General features: G+C 45.4%; 18 protein-coding genes. 14 read left to right on the top strand and 4 right to left on the bottom strand.

Annotation, left to right across the window (positions count from 1 at the left end):
• Positions 1-272 precede the first annotated feature (272 nt).
• From thiL to tsaD, 5 genes are read left to right on the top strand one after another with little or no spacing between them, the layout of a single operon-like run.
• Complete coding sequence (thiL, locus tag LQ247_RS16855) at positions 273-1247, top strand: thiamine-phosphate kinase (protein WP_020450322.1); 975 nt, start codon at positions 273-275, stop codon at positions 1245-1247.
• Between the two features lie 17 nt (positions 1248-1264).
• Positions 1265-1741, top strand: coding sequence for a tRNA (adenosine(37)-N6)-threonylcarbamoyltransferase complex ATPase subunit type 1 TsaE (tsaE, locus tag LQ247_RS16850; protein ID WP_020450323.1), 477 nt, complete (start codon positions 1265-1267; stop codon positions 1739-1741).
• Entirely contained in the window at positions 1722-2411 is a 690-nt protein-coding gene (gene tsaB / locus LQ247_RS16845) for a tRNA (adenosine(37)-N6)-threonylcarbamoyltransferase complex dimerization subunit type 1 TsaB (protein ID WP_023855531.1), read from the top strand. The genes tsaE and tsaB overlap by 20 nt, the downstream gene beginning before the upstream one ends.
• Before the next feature lie 12 nt (positions 2412-2423).
• Positions 2424-2882: a ribosomal protein S18-alanine N-acetyltransferase gene (gene rimI, locus LQ247_RS16840; RefSeq protein ID WP_023855532.1), complete on the top strand. Its 459-nt coding sequence runs from the start codon at positions 2424-2426 to the stop codon at positions 2880-2882.
• Complete coding sequence (gene tsaD / locus LQ247_RS16835; protein WP_231006319.1) at positions 2872-3897, top strand: tRNA (adenosine(37)-N6)-threonylcarbamoyltransferase complex transferase subunit TsaD; 1026 nt, start codon at positions 2872-2874, stop codon at positions 3895-3897. The genes rimI and tsaD overlap by 11 nt, the downstream gene beginning before the upstream one ends.
• A gap of 239 nt (positions 3898-4136) precedes the next feature.
• Here the strand turns inward: tsaD and LQ247_RS16830 are convergent, their stop codons facing one another.
• The gene (locus LQ247_RS16830) at positions 4137-6062 is read right to left on the bottom strand and encodes an ABC-F family ATP-binding cassette domain-containing protein (RefSeq protein ID WP_026578975.1); all 1926 of its coding nucleotides are present in this window, start codon (positions 6060-6062) and stop codon (positions 4137-4139) included.
• 146 nt (positions 6063-6208) lie between these two features.
• On the opposite strand from LQ247_RS16830, the gene moaC reads away from it, so the two are divergent.
• From moaC to tatC, 4 genes are read left to right on the top strand one after another with little or no spacing between them, the layout of a single operon-like run.
• Entirely contained in the window at positions 6209-6715 is a 507-nt protein-coding gene (gene moaC, locus LQ247_RS16825) for a cyclic pyranopterin monophosphate synthase MoaC (RefSeq protein WP_026578974.1), read from the top strand.
• 3 nt (positions 6716-6718) lie between these two features.
• Entirely contained in the window at positions 6719-7363 is a 645-nt protein-coding gene (locus tag LQ247_RS16820; protein WP_020450329.1) for a redox-sensing transcriptional repressor Rex, read from the top strand.
• 38 nt (positions 7364-7401) lie between these two features.
• A complete protein-coding gene (locus LQ247_RS16815) occupies positions 7402-7575 on the top strand; it encodes a twin-arginine translocase TatA/TatE family subunit (RefSeq protein ID WP_020450330.1) in 174 nt (57 codons plus the stop codon).
• Positions 7576-7581: 6 nt separating this feature from the next.
• Positions 7582-8358 carry a twin-arginine translocase subunit TatC gene (gene tatC / locus LQ247_RS16810; protein WP_095293002.1) on the top strand — a complete coding sequence of 259 codons (777 nt, stop codon included), beginning with the start codon at positions 7582-7584 and terminating at the stop codon, positions 8356-8358.
• 44 nt (positions 8359-8402) lie between these two features.
• Here tatC and LQ247_RS16805 read toward each other — a convergent pair whose 3' ends face one another.
• Both LQ247_RS16805 and LQ247_RS16800 read right to left on the bottom strand, forming a co-directional pair.
• A complete protein-coding gene (locus tag LQ247_RS16805) occupies positions 8403-8594 on the bottom strand; it encodes a YdiK family protein (protein ID WP_023855536.1) in 192 nt (63 codons plus the stop codon).
• Positions 8594-9328 carry a CPBP family intramembrane glutamic endopeptidase gene (locus LQ247_RS16800; RefSeq protein WP_020450333.1) on the bottom strand — a complete coding sequence of 245 codons (735 nt, stop codon included), beginning with the start codon at positions 9326-9328 and terminating at the stop codon, positions 8594-8596. The genes LQ247_RS16805 and LQ247_RS16800 overlap by 1 nt, the downstream gene beginning before the upstream one ends.
• A gap of 225 nt (positions 9329-9553) precedes the next feature.
• On the opposite strand from LQ247_RS16800, the gene groES reads away from it, so the two are divergent.
• The 4 genes from groES to LQ247_RS16780 all read left to right on the top strand — a co-directional run bounded on the left by groES (position 9554) and on the right by LQ247_RS16780 (position 13786).
• Positions 9554-9838, top strand: coding sequence for a co-chaperone GroES (groES, locus tag LQ247_RS16795; protein ID WP_003179248.1), 285 nt, complete (start codon positions 9554-9556; stop codon positions 9836-9838).
• Between the two features lie 44 nt (positions 9839-9882).
• Positions 9883-11517: a chaperonin GroEL gene (gene groL / locus LQ247_RS16790; protein WP_020450334.1), complete on the top strand. Its 1635-nt coding sequence runs from the start codon at positions 9883-9885 to the stop codon at positions 11515-11517.
• Between the two features lie 785 nt (positions 11518-12302).
• Complete coding sequence (locus LQ247_RS16785; protein WP_231006317.1) at positions 12303-13220, top strand: VanW family protein; 918 nt, start codon at positions 12303-12305, stop codon at positions 13218-13220.
• Positions 13221-13336: 116 nt separating this feature from the next.
• A complete protein-coding gene (locus tag LQ247_RS16780) occupies positions 13337-13786 on the top strand; it encodes a YfmQ family protein (RefSeq protein ID WP_020450370.1) in 450 nt (149 codons plus the stop codon).
• Positions 13787-13811: 25 nt separating this feature from the next.
• On the opposite strand, the gene LQ247_RS16775 is transcribed toward LQ247_RS16780, so the two are convergent.
• Entirely contained in the window at positions 13812-14078 is a 267-nt protein-coding gene (locus LQ247_RS16775; protein WP_105980748.1) for a hypothetical protein, read from the bottom strand.
• Between the two features lie 97 nt (positions 14079-14175).
• Here LQ247_RS16775 and LQ247_RS16770 point away from each other — a divergent pair, with 97 nt between their 5' ends.
• Positions 14176-14637, top strand: coding sequence for a GNAT family N-acetyltransferase (locus LQ247_RS16770; RefSeq protein ID WP_095323735.1), 462 nt, complete (start codon positions 14176-14178; stop codon positions 14635-14637).
• Positions 14638-14689 lie beyond the last annotated feature (52 nt).

Raw genomic sequence — 14689 nt, 5'->3', positions numbered from 1 at the left:
GTCCGGTAGTTCAGTTGGTTAGAATGCCTGCCTGTCACGCAGGAGGTCGCGGGTTCGAGTCCCGTCCGGACCGCCATGTTGTACACAAACGAAATCTTTGAGGTTTTCGTTTTTTTTTATGTCTTCTTTCAGGTCTATGCTGAAAACTTGGCTTCATCGGCGTTTTTCACAATGTTTGCCGAGTTTCTTTATTTCTTGGATAATTGGTGAGAATTCGATAAACTAATGATAGTGTTTTGATTGGTTGCAACAGCAAAGGAGCAAATGATCTTATGGACGAATTTGAATTGATTCAAAGGATTACGCCCCGTTCGCTTTTTCACCGAGAAATAGAGATCGGTATTGGGGACGATGCCGCTGTTTATCATACAAAGAACGGTTATCAGGAGATTGTTGCGGTCGATACGATGGTCGACGGTATTCATTTTTTATCATCCCATTCATCGCCTGCCGATATCGGATATAAAGCATTGGCTGTGAATATTAGTGATATTGCCGCGATGGGAGGCAGCCCCAAGTATTATCTTGTGTCCATTGCTGTTCCTTCCGGCTGGCACGCGGTGGATATTGAAGCCATGTATGAAGAAATGAATAAACTGGCGACACTATATCAAATGGACTTAATCGGCGGTGACACCGTATCTGCCAACGGGCCGCTCGTTTTGACCGTAACAGTAATCGGCGAGATTGAAAAGGGCAGAACTTGTTTAAGAAGCCATGCCGAACCCGGGGATGTCGTTTTTGTGACGGGAGAACTTGGCTCATCTGCTGCCGGTCTGGCTTTTATATTGGGCCAAGCAGAGATGAAAGACGAGAAGCAGTCTCAATATTTTATAGAGCGGCACAAGAGGCCTTTGCCGAGGGTTGAGGCAGGTTTGCTCTGTTCAGGCTATCATCATGTGGCACTTAATGATATCAGCGACGGGCTTGCCAGCGAATTAAATGAAATTGCCGAAGCGAGCCGTGTTTCCATTGACATATATAAAGAGATGATTCCGGTCCATTCGGATTTACATACACTGCACACAAAATGGGAAGAGTGGGTCCTTTTCGGCGGCGAGGATTTTGAACTCGTCGGTACGATTTCTAATGATCAATGGGAACGTTTTAGTCAGGAATGCTCTGAACGTCATGTGCCGGTTTATCAAATCGGCCGCGTCACACAACAAGGGCAGGCGGACGTGTTTTATCATAATGGACAGGACCGCGTTCTTCTCGAAAAAAAAGGATATAACCATTTTAAATAAGACAGGTGACAAGTAAAGTGAAAACGTTAGAGTGGAAAACGACAGAGCCTGAAGAGACAAAAAACATTGCCAGACTGGCAGCAAAGTATGTTCTGCCCGGTGATGTCATCACATTGGAGGGCGACCTTGGAGCAGGCAAAACGACTTTTACAAAAGGATTTGCCGAAGGGCTCGGAATCAAGCGGGTTGTCAGCAGCCCGACTTTTACCATTATCAAAGAATACCGGGACGGCTCTCTTCCGCTGTTTCATATGGATGTTTACAGAATGGAAGATGAAACGGAAGATCTCGGATTAGATGAATATTTTGAGGGAGACGGCGTCTGCCTTGTGGAATGGGCGCATTTGATTGAGGAGCAGCTTCCGAAAGAGCGCCTAGAGGTGGTCATTAAGCGGCTTGGCGATGATGAACGAAAGCTGACCTTTACCCCTAAAGGCAGCCGCTACGAAAATCTTTGCGAGGAGATCAGCAAACATGACGATACTTGCGATTGATACATCCAATTTAACGCTCGGCGTGGCATTAGTTAAAGACGGAAAAGTGATAGCCGAGCATATATCCCACTTAAAGAAAAACCATTCAGTCAGAGCTATGCCGGCGATCGACGAACTCCTTAAAGAGTGCGGTTTAGAGCCGAATGACCTGACCCAAATTGCAGTTGCCAAAGGTCCGGGTTCATATACAGGCGTGCGGATCGGTGTTACGATTGCAAAAACGCTTGCATGGTCATTAAATATTCCGATTAAAACCGTTTCAAGCCTTGAAGTGCTGGCGGCAAACGGCCGTTTTTTCCAAGGCTTGATTTGTCCGTTGTTTGATGCCAGACGCGGTCAGGTTTATACGGGACTATACCAGTATAGGGACGGTAAACTGCATGGCTTGGAAGAGGACCAAAACATTCTGCTTGAGGATTGGCTTAAAAAACTGAAAGCCATGGATCAGCAAGTCCTTTTCATAGGAAGTGACACAGAGATTCATCAGGAGATGATCGAACAGATTCTCGGTGAACAAGCGGTCATTTCTGGCCCTGCCCTGCAGCTTCCACGACCTTCAGAATTGGCTTTAATCGGAGAACTTAAAGAGGCCGAGCCTGTGCACAGCGTTGTTCCAAACTATATTCGTCTGGCCGAAGCCGAGGCCGTCTGGCTTGAAAAACAAAAGTAAACTGGTGAAGCCATGAACACGCAAATGGTCATACGCGATATGAATCCAAAAGATTTGGACCAGGTTTTTGAAATTGAAAAAAGCTCTTTTTCTTCTCCGTGGAAAAAAGAATCTTTTCATCATGAGCTTTTTCACAATATGTATGCTCATTACCTCGTTCTCGAAGTTGAGGAGCAAGTTGTCGGCTACTGCGGGATTTGGATCGTCATGGATGATGCCCAGATCACCAACATTGCCGTTTCACCTGCATATCGGGGCCGCCGTTTAGGAGAAGCTCTTTTGAAAGCCGCGATGAAGCTTTGCCGGATGAAAAAGGCGGTTCAGCTTTCTTTAGAGGTAAGGGTATCGAATCATATTGCACAAAGCTTATACAAAAAGCTCGGCTTTGAGCCGGGAGGAATTCGCAAAAATTATTATACCGATAATGGGGAAGATGCATTATTAATGTGGGTGAGACTAAATGAATCATAAAAAAGATCTGTATGTATTAGGAATCGAAACAAGCTGTGATGAGACGGCCGCCGCGATTGTCAAAAACGGAACGGATATCATTTCAAATGTCGTAGCGTCGCAAATCGAGAGTCATAAACGGTTTGGCGGCGTTGTTCCCGAGATCGCATCAAGGCATCACGTGGAACAGATGACGATCGTGCTTGAGGAAGCCTTTGCACAAGCGGACATGACATTTGATGACATTGATGCCATCGCAGTAACGGAAGGACCGGGGCTTGTCGGCGCTTTATTGATCGGCGTGAATGCCGCGAAAGCGCTCAGTTTTGCCCGGGGCATACCGCTCGTAGGCGTCCATCACATTGCCGGTCACATCTATGCCAACAGACTTGTTCAGGACATTCAGTTTCCGGCGATTGCCCTTGTCGTCTCAGGCGGCCACACCGAACTCGTATATATGAAAGAGCACGGCTCATTTGAAGTCATTGGAGAGACGCTCGACGATGCGGCAGGCGAAGCCTATGACAAAGTGGCGAGAACGATGGGGCTTCCTTATCCGGGAGGACCTCACATCGACAAACTTGCGCAAAAAGGCGAGGCAAATGTGCCGCTGCCGCGCGCATGGCTTGAAGAAGGCTCTTATCATTTCAGCTTCAGCGGATTGAAGTCCGCAGTCATCAACACGCTTCACAAGGCTTCACAAAAAGGTGAAACGATAGCTCCGGAAGATTTGTCAGCCAGCTTTCAGGAAAGCGTCATTGATGTCCTCGTCACAAAAACGGAACGCGCTGCGAAAGCTTATGGCGTCAAACAGGTGCTGCTTGCCGGAGGAGTTGCTGCAAACAAAGGGTTGAGAGCGGCGCTTGAAAAAACGTTCAGCAGCCATCCGGAGATTGAGCTTTTGATCCCGCCGCTTTCGCTGTGTACGGACAATGCCGCGATGATGGCCGCCGCAGGTACGGTTGCTTTTGAAAAAGGAATCAGAGGAAAATATGATATGAACGGTCAGCCCGGCTTAGATCTGACGTCTTATTAAAACCTCACGCTCTGTGAGGTTTTTTTGCCCGGGAATAGTTATTAACAGGTTATTAACATATATCCACAGTCTTGTGTATAATGTTAAAAACCTTAATTTACAGACCTTTTTTACCTGTTAATAATGTGTATAAATATTATGTTTTTTGTGGATATTGTGGGTAAATCGCTTTCTTTCTTTTAAATAAAGGATTTTAATTGTGGACAAAAAAACCGCTCCGGCTTGGAGCGGTTCATCCTTTATTCATTTGTAGAGAGTGTTTCCCATTCTGTTAACAGTTGTTCAAGCTCCTCATTTAGCCGTTCATTTTCAGAGTGGATTTCCTGGACCTTCTCATGGTCTTGGAAGACGGCGGGGTCACACAGGAGCTCTTCATTTTTTTCGATCTGTTCTTCAATGTCCGTAATTCTTGTTTCGATTTCTTCAATCCTGCGCTGCCGCTGGCGTTCTTTTCTTTTCAGCTCTTTTTCTTCTTCATAGCTCTTTTTTGCGCCAGGTTTTTCGGAAGCGTTTTTCTGATGCTCTTCCGTCTGTTTTTCTAGTTCTTTCAGTTCAAGCTGCTGCGCTTTTTTTTCTGTGTAATAATCGTAGTCGCCTAAATATTCTTCTGCTTTGTCGCGGGAAAGCTCCAGTACTTTTGTCGCGATCCGGTTGATAAAATAGCGGTCATGGGACACAAATAATATCGTTCCCGGGTAATCGATCAAAGCGTTCTCCAAGACTTCCTTGCTGTCCAGGTCGAGATGGTTTGTCGGCTCATCAAGAATAAGGAAGTTCGCTTTTTGGAGCATCAGCTTGGCGAGGGCAAGCCTTGCTTTTTCGCCGCCGCTTAACGCGTGTACAGGTTTTAATACGTCTTCTCCCGAAAACAGGAAGTTGCCGAGGCAGGTCCGGATATCCTTTTCATTCATTTCCGGATAATCGTCCCAAAGCTCGTCAAGCACGCGTTTTGACGACGTCAATTCAGCCTGTTCCTGGTCATAGTAGCCGATTGAGACATGGGAGCCTGTCGCGATTGTTCCTGATACCGGCTGCAGCTTTTGAATCAATGCTTTTAAAAGGGTTGACTTGCCGATTCCGTTCGGTCCGACCAGTGCAACGCTTTCCCCGCGGGTGATGTGAAAGTTCAATGAACGGAGAAGCGGGGGCTGCTCCTGATAGCTTACTGTCAAGTCTTCCACCCGCAGTACATCGTTTCCGCTTTGCCTTGTAATTTCAAAGCGGAAAGACGCCGACTTTTCATCTCCGAGCGGTTTGTCCATGATCTCCATCCGTTCAAGCTGCTTTCGTCTGCTCTGCGCCCGTTTCGTCGTCGAAGCTCTAGCCAGATTCCGGTCGACGAACTCCTGCAGCTTGGCGATTTCGTCCTGCTGCTTTTCATAAAGCTTTGTTTCCTTTTCCAGCTGTTCGGCTTTTAATTGGAGATAAGAGCTGTAGTTCCCGGTATATTTTTTGCTTTGGGACCGGCTGATCTCGTAAACTTGGGTAACCACTTTGTCAAGAAAGTACCTGTCATGGGAAACGATTAAAATCGCTCCGCTGTAATTTTGCAAATATTGTTCAAGCCATGTCAGGGTATCGATATCCAAGTGGTTTGTCGGTTCGTCCAAAATGAGGAGGTCGGGTTTTGTCAAAAGCATTTTTCCGAGGGCAAGCCTTGTTTTTTGACCTCCGCTTAAGTCCTGGACGCGGACGGAGTCGTCAAATCCCGCAAAGCCGAGCCCGTGCATGACGGATCTGACCTCTGCCTCATATTGGTAGCCGCCTTTGTCCTTGAACTCCTGCTGAAGCCTGTCATACGTCTTCATCAATGATTCAAGCATGTCCGGTCCGGCCTGCGCCATCTTTTCCTCGATCGCGCGCATTTCTTTTTCCATTTTTTTTAGAAAATCAAATACCGACAGCAATTCCTCTTTGAGCGTCAGCTTGGAATCGAGGCCGGAATGCTGGTCAAGGTAGCCCATCGTCAAATCTTTCGGCTTGATGATGTCCCCCTTTTCATATGAAAGTTTTCCTGCGATAATCTTTAGAAGAGTCGATTTTCCGGCGCCGTTGCGTCCGACGATCGCAATCCGGTCCCGAGATCTGACTTCGAGTTTTATATTCGTTAAAATCGTATCGGCTCCAAACGATTTTGAAAGTTGGTTCACTTGTAAAATCATCATGATCTTTCACCTCTTGTCTGCTATTTTAAGTGTAGCCTATCACTGCGCAGTCAGCAAACAATTAAGTGAAGTCTGGAAGATTTTAGCCAAAGAAAAAGACAGAATGAAAAAAATAGTGTATGATCGTTATAAGGAGAGTTCAGAACATGAATGAGTTTACACATTTTAATGAACAAGGCAGAGCCAAGATGGTTGATATAAGCGAAAAGGAAGCTTCAGTACGTACAGCTGCGGCTGTTTCAAGCGTGTCTATGAATCGAACAGTACATGAAAAAATCAAAAACCGGGAAATCGGAAAGGGCGATGTATTGGCGGTGGCGCAAGTGGCCGGAATCATGGCCGCAAAACAGACATCCGCCATCATCCCGATGTGCCATCCGATCGCTCTGAAAGGAGTCGACATCGCCTTTCGCTGGGAGGAGAAAGAACAGAAGAGCATCCTGCATATTCAATCTAAAGTGAAGACCAAAGGGAGCACAGGTGTGGAAATGGAAGCGTTAACTTCGGCCTCCGTATGTGCGCTGACCGTATATGACATGTGCAAAGCGGCGGATAAGGGAATGGTGATAGGACCGACCTTTCTTCTCGAAAAGACAGGTGGGAAAAACGGTGACTATAAAAGGGAAAAAGCTGATGTAGACATGGAGGATTAGTTTATGAACATGGATCATTCAAAAATTCCGCAAGCGACAGCGAAACGGTTGCCATTATATTATCGTTTTTTAAAAAACCTTCATGCATCCGGAAAACAGCGTGTATCTTCCGCTGAGCTGAGCGATGCCGTCAAAGTCGATTCTGCGACCATCCGCAGGGACTTCTCGTACTTCGGCGCGCTCGGAAAAAAAGGATACGGCTACAATGTCAATTATTTGCTGTCCTTTTTCAGAAAGACGCTTGATCAGGATGAAATGACGAACGTAACGCTCATTGGCGTGGGGAATTTGGGGACAGCCTTTCTCCATTACAATTTTATCAAAAATAATAATACAAAAATCGCCATGGCGTTTGACATCAATGAGGAAAAAATCGGAACCGAGGTCGGCGGTGTTCCCGTCTATGATCTGAATAGACTTGAAGAGCATATGACGGATGATATCCCCGTCGCCATTTTGACGGTACCGGCTCAAGCCGCACAGTCGATTACAGACAGGCTGGTGGAGCTTGGCATTAAAGGCATTCTTAATTTCACGCCGGCCCGCTTGAATGTGCCGGAACACATTCGCATTCATCATATAGATTTGGCGGTTGAACTTCAGTCGCTGGTGTATTTCATGAAACATTATTCAATGCAGGAAAAGTAAAACGGAAAACGAAAAATAAAGGAAAGGGGGCAGGCTTTATGCCAATCGGTCCTGGAAGCTTTATTTTAATTGTCGTGGTGGCGCTTTTGATATTCGGCCCGAAAAAACTTCCCGAGCTGGGAAGAGCGGCGGGAAACACGCTGAGGGAGTTTAAGAATGCGACAAAAGGTTTGGCTGACGACGATTCCGATAAAAAGAAAGAAGATCAGTAGGATAGGATGACATTTATGAAGGAAAGAGAAATGTCGCTGATAGAACATATCACAGAACTACGCAGACGGCTTGTGATCACTTTTTTCTTTTTTGTTTTATTTGTTGTGGCAGGCTTTTTATTGGCAAAGCCGCTGATTATCTATCTGCAGCAGACGGATGAAGCAAAGCTGCTGACGCTCAACGCGTTCAAGCTGACCGATCCTTTATTTGTGTACGTGCAGTTCGCGTTCATCATCGGCGCCGTCTTGACTTCGCCGCTTGTTTTATACCAGCTGTGGGCTTTCATTAGCCCGGGGCTGTATGAAAAGGAACGAAAAGTGACGCTCAGCTATATTCCGATATCGATTATTCTTTTTTTAGGCGGCATTGCCTTTTCTTACTTTATTTTATTTCCGTTTGTCGTGGACTTTATGACGAGAGTCTCAGATGATCTGAATGTCAACCAGGTCATCGGAATACACGAATATTTTCAGTTTCTGCTTCAGTTGACGCTTCCTTTTGGCTTATTGTTTCAGATGCCTGTGGTCATCATGTTTATCACAAGGCTCGGCCTCGTGACGCCGATGTTTTTGGCGAAAATCAGAAAATACGCATATTTTGTGTTGTTCGTCATCGCGGCCCTCATTACACCGCCTGAGCTTTTGTCGCATTTAATGGTCTCAGTGCCATTGCTCATTCTTTATGAAATCAGTATCGTGATTTCAAGAATATCCTACAGGCAGGCGCAAAAAACAATGATTCAAGAGGAAAATCAAGCGTTTTTGAACGACCATACTAAATAAGAGCCATTCTTTTTCAGAATGGCTCTTTTCCTTCACAAAAAAGGCTATTGATCTTTTCGTTTCATCTTGCCGGCCAGGGCGAACATTTTAAAGGAAATGCTGATATTATAGGCTGCGAAAAGCATCAGCAGGATCGTGTAAAAAGACCACATGCTTCCGGGCGAGGTTGCCGCCAGATATGTAAACAGCACACCCGTTAATAAATAAATCGCTCCCCAGAATTTAGGGCTTCTCATCATAGAAATCCTCCAATAATCATTTGCATTTTCTCGACGTGTTTCAAATATTCTTCAATAGGCTCCCGGAATGTCTGCAGTAAGACGACGAGCGTATTCATGGCGACATGGGCGAAAATAGGCACGATAATCCGGTTGGTTCTGACATATAAAAAGGAGAATGTGAATCCCATTGCTGTATAAATGAGCAGATGGCTGAAATCCAAATGGACGACCGAGAAGAGCACCGAACTGAACAAAGCGGCAATGAAAAAATTCGTTTTCTCATAGATTGCACCGAAAATGATCTTTCTGAAAATGATTTCTTCAAGAATCGGTCCGAATACAGAAGAGACAAACACCATCAGCGGCAATGCGGTGATGATTTCCATGATCCGCTGCGTATTTTCCGATTCCGGGTTGACCCCGAACAAGTACATTTCGATCGAAGCGGCAATTGACTGCGAAAACAAAGCGAGAAAAACGCCGGCTACCGCCCATCCGATTGACGCTCCAACCGATGCTTTCGGGCGGTTGCGAAGCGTCGTCTTCGGCACCGTCCGCAAAATCAGCAGCACGATAACGAGACAGAGGGTAAACGCGATGACAGACCAGACGCCTGTCAATGTAAGCTGGGCTTCAGCCTTTGGCTGTCCTTTGCCCACTCCCAAAAAGTAAAGAAGAGGCAAGCCGACAGCGGCCGACAATTGCATGAGAACGTATGCCAATATAATAAACCAGTATTGTTTTCTCAAGCTTTATGTACTCCTTTTCTAAAAATCTAATTCAGACTATGTTTATTGTAACACACTCTTTTTAAATTATAGGATGATAAGGACATGCGGAGAAATGTAAGCGCAAAAAAATTTGACCTTATCACTTGAAATTGCCTGGGAGATTCTTTATTATAAGAATTGTGTTAGCACTCACCGAGTGCGAGTGCTAAAATTACATATGAAAATATTGAGGAGGTTGTTTCATTGTTAAAGCCATTAGGTGATCGCGTTGTCATTGAGCTCGTTGAGTCTGAAGAAAAAACTGCCAGCGGAATCGTACTTCCTGACTCCGCAAAAGAAAAACCACAAGAGGGTAAAGTGGTTGCAGCCGGTTCAGGCCGTGTGTTAGAGAGCGGAGAGCGCGTTGCATTAGAAGTTAAAACAGGCGACCGCATCATCTTCTCAAAATATGCAGGTACCGAAGTGAAATATGAAGGTACTGACTACTTAATCTTGCGTGAAAGCGACATTTTAGCTGTTATCGGCTAAGTCATAAATAAAAACGAGACAATTATATAGGAGGTTCGAATAACATGGCAAAAGATATTAAGTTTAGCGAAGAAGCCCGCCGTTCAATGCTGCGCGGTGTAGATGCATTGGCGGATGCTGTAAAGGTAACTTTGGGACCTAAAGGACGCAACGTCGTTCTTGAGAAAAAATTCGGTTCTCCATTAATCACAAACGACGGTGTTACCATCGCGAAAGAAATCGAGCTTGAAGACGCGTTCGAAAACATGGGCGCAAAGCTTGTTGCTGAAGTTGCGAGCAAAACAAACGATGTTGCCGGTGACGGTACAACAACAGCGACAGTTCTAGCTCAAGCGATGATTCGCGAAGGTCTTAAAAACGTAACTGCCGGCGCTAACCCTGTAGGCGTGCGCAAAGGTATCGAGCAGGCTGTGGCTGTAGCGGTTGAAAGCCTGAAAGAAATCTCCAAACCAATCGAAGGCAAAGAATCAATCGCACAAGTTGCTTCAATCTCCGCTGCTGACGAAGAAGTCGGAAGCCTGATCGCTGAAGCGATGGAGCGCGTCGGCAACGACGGTGTCATCACGATCGAAGAATCAAAAGGATTCACAACAGAGCTTGAAGTGGTTGAAGGTATGCAGTTTGACCGCGGATATGCGTCTCCTTACATGGTGACAGATTCCGATAAGATGGAAGCGGTTCTTGAGAACCCGTACATCTTAGTAACAGACAAAAAAATCACAAACATTCAAGAAATCCTGCCGGTGCTTGAGCAAGTTGTTCAGCAAGGCAAACCGTTGCTTCTGATTGCTGAAGACGTTGAAGGTGAGGCTCTTGCAACATTGGTTGTCAACAAGCTTCGCGGAACATTCAACGCAGTGGCTGTTAAAGCGCCTGGATTCGGAGACCGCCGCAAAGCGATGCTCGAAGACATCTCGATCCTGACAGGTGCCGAAGTGATCACAGAAGATTTAGGTCTTGACCTTAAATCAACTCAAATCAACCAATTGGGACGCGCTTCTAAAGTTGTTGTGACAAAAGAAAACACAACAATCGTTGAAGGTGCGGGAGATACAGAGCAAATCGCGGCACGCGTCAACCAAATCCGCGCTCAAGTTGAAGAAACAACTTCTGAGTTCGATAAAGAAAAATTACAAGAGCGCCTAGCTAAGCTTGCAGGCGGCGTAGCTGTCATCAAAGTCGGCGCTGCGACTGAAACAGAATTGAAAGAACGCAAGCTTCGCATCGAAGACGCCCTGAACTCTACTCGCGCTGCGGTAGAAGAAGGAATCGTATCAGGCGGTGGTACAGCTCTTGTCAATGTTTACAATAAAGTAGCTGCCCTTGAAGCTGAAGGCGACGAACTGACTGGTATCAACATCGTTCTTCGCGCTCTTGAAGAACCAATCCGTCAAATCGCGCACAATGCGGGTCTTGAAGGATCTGTCATCGTTGAGCGCCTGAAAGGCGAAGCTATTGGTGTAGGCTACAACGCTGCAACAGGCGAATGGGTGAACATGATCGACAAAGGTATCGTTGACCCTACAAAAGTAACACGCTCAGCTCTGCAAAACGCAGCATCTGTAGCGGCTATGTTCCTGACAACTGAAGCAGTTGTTGCCGACAAGCCTGAAGAAAACAAAGGCGGCGCAGGAATGCCTGACATGGGCGGCATGGGCGGTATGGGTGGAATGATGTAAGCCCAGCGTCCAAAACGCTGATATATCAAGGAAAAGAGGCTCTTTTGAGAGCCTCTTTTTATTTTAACTTGCGATGACATATAATTACTACTTTAATCCATTGTGGTATAATTGGAACCTGGATTTTTAACAGAAAGGTTAAACAATTATGTCGCACAACAAACTAATGTTTTTGCTTTTATCATTTTCATCTATTATACATCTGCTCGGTACAATTTCTGACCCTGCGTCCAGCTGGAAGTCCTGGTTGGTGAACATTGCTTTCATCTTATTGGCTCTTCTCTTTTTAAATCTCACTTTAAAAGAAAAGAAAGAAAATCAACAGAACAAGTAACGGTACGCTCTTCTCAAAGAGAAGGGCATATATTTTATAAAGAATGAGCAGTCGGTCAGTGCCTAAGAAGTCATTGTTCCTTTCGGGAGGTTTTAAAAAAATGGTCAAAAAAATTGTGAATCGATTGAATTCATTTTCCCTGCTGGGGACAATCTTTTTTATCGGCAGTTATTTGACGTACAAATTTAATGGCATAGAGCTAGTTGGGTTCCTGTACTCAGGCATCACTTTTTTGATAATCCTGATAGCCACCACCATAATGTTAGTCAGGCTAAAAAGAAAAGGAATCAATGAAAATAAACAGGTTTAATGCATGCTTTTACTTATTTTAGCTTCTTTCCATTAGTGTACGTTTTCAATCAGAAAATATAGATCATCATGAAAGCATCATACGTCCAGTACATCAAATATCATCTCCTGTTCATACTAATAGCGGGAGGTACATCGACTTATGCTGAAAATTTGGATGACTGGACTTTTATTATTAGCGCAGCCTGCGGGACATTCTGACAGCTTAACGATCACCCAGCAAGGGAAGAAAGTGGCCGTTGTGAACCGTGAAGATTTTACAATGCCGCTTCCCGGGACACCGTTGATTGATGATAAAAAATACGCCGAGTTCGTTGACAGGCTTGAGCGGAAAGTACACAAGGATCCCGTCAACGCCGTGATCAATGATCAGGGAAGGATCGTTCCCGGCAAGGTTGGCTACAGCCTTTCCAGGAAGGGGGTTAGAGAGAAGTTTTATGCGTATTTTTATGGGGATGGTCCGTCCACGATAGAAGTGCCTGAATTGAACATTTACCCGAAAGTGGACAGCGAACTGCTTTCCCATATCCGGACACAGCGGATCGGTCAGTATGTGACGTATTTTAATTCCGGGAATAAAAGCAGGACGCACAACATTTCACTCGCGGCAAAAGCGATCGACAATCATGTTGTGTTTCCTAATGAGACGTTTTCATTTAACAAAGTTGTCGGTATGAGGACGCCGGACAAGGGGTATATGAAGGCTCCGGTGATCGTGAGAGGCGAATTGTCTGAAGGGGTTGGCGGAGGCATTTGCCAGGTTTCGTCAACATTGTTTAATGCGGTTGACCGGGCAGGACTGGAAATCGTCCAGCGCTATTCCCACAGCCGGCGTGTCCCTTATGTTCCGCCGGGGCGCGACGCGACGGTCAGCTGGGGCGGGCCTGATTTGCGCTTTCAAAATAAATATAACCAACCGGTCTTGATCAGGGCGAAACGGCATGGAGGAACGATGGTTGTTACACTTTATTCCTCTGATGTGGTCAATCATCAGCTGCGGAAAGTTCCGAAGGCTCCTTCTGAAATCCCAAAAGAAGAGCATCAGAGCGGGGATCACTAAAGGTGAATGTTCACCTGGGCTGCACTTGTTCACACAATGTACAATAAAATCCTTTTGCCTGTATGATAGGATGAATCAAGGACATCTTTAAAATTCAGACAAGAGGAGATGATCGAGTGACATGGCTTTTTGTAACCTTTTTGGTTATCTTCAGTCTTTTTAAAATATTGGTCACTTGCCTTCCGAGCGGTGTCGTAGAGTGGCTGACCGGCAAATTTCAAGTTCATGTTAAGCTTGAGGAAGCGAATGTTACAGTGACGTTCGGAGGAGAGCGTTTAGAGGGATCTGACAAGAGTCAATTTATTCAAAACTTTAATGAGGCCGTATTTATGGAGCGGTATTACATCTACCCGGGAGACGAGCCGCTTTTTGTAAATCCGAAAAACGCCGGGACACCGTTTGTTATCGAAACAAAAAGAGGGAAAAACGCTGTGAAGCTGTTGGTTTACAGATACGATGATCATATAGACGTCGTTAAACAATATAAGAAAAAGACGGCCGCTTATTGTCTGCGTTCTGACGGTCTGCAAAAATGCAGGGGGCTCAAAACGGCGGATTTGGTTTAAAAAGCAGGGAAACCCTGCTTTTTTATTATGATATGAAATAAAGCCTGACAGCGCTGTAACCGATCAAAAATAAACAAGTAGCGATCGTAAAGATAAATTCTCCTTTTTTATTCTTCTTCAAAAGAACGAATGAACGCACACCGATGTTCAGTCCAAACAGGATGAATCCCCCATTCAAATAAACGGGATTGAACCCGGATGGAATGATGAGAAGAAATATCCCGGCAAGCGTGATATAATGGAACGCTTTGACAAGCGGCGGTTCTTTTTCCCGCGCTGTACGGCTGTCCATTTCACCATCACCTTTCTTTAGCAATAAAATCCTTGTATTGCATATTATTCTAATTTAAAATGTGGTTGATGAAAAGTCTTGCACAGGGAGAAACGCCATGACCATACATATTCAACAGCTTGATGCCCCTCTGAAGCCTGAGTTTGTTGCTGAACTGATTAATTTGTGGAATGATAATGCATTGGAAACGGCTGATTGCACATTGGATGATCAAGATAGACAAATGATACAGCAGCAGCTGAAACAATATGTTCAATCTGCATACGGAGCGGTTTTTGCCGTCGTGAATGAGAGGCAAGAAGCGGTCGGATACGGGCTGGCCTCTATTAAGAAAGATTTGGTCAGCGATTGTCTGAGCGGGCACATCGATGAAGTGTACATAGCCCCGGTCTATCGAAGAAACAAGCTGGGAAAGCTTGTTGCAGATCGTATGATGGATTGGTTTGAAAGGCATCAAGTGTCTCACGTTCAAGTATCGGTTGATATCGATAATCAATCGGCGCTGCGTTTTTGGGAAGGCATCGGCTTCAGCAGTGAATTTTATCTTCTGAAACATTAGTTTTTTGAATCAAGTGGGCGCGGCTCCTCTCGTGATGACCGGCCGCCTCGCC

Origin of the sequence: Bacillus sp. BS3(2021), from assembly GCF_021043345.1 — a bacterium.
Classification (GTDB): Bacteria; Bacillota; Bacilli; order Bacillales; family Bacillaceae; genus Bacillus; species Bacillus paralicheniformis.
The sequence above is the reverse complement of the archived record's forward strand: the minus strand, read 5'-3'. Positions and strand labels throughout refer to the sequence as shown.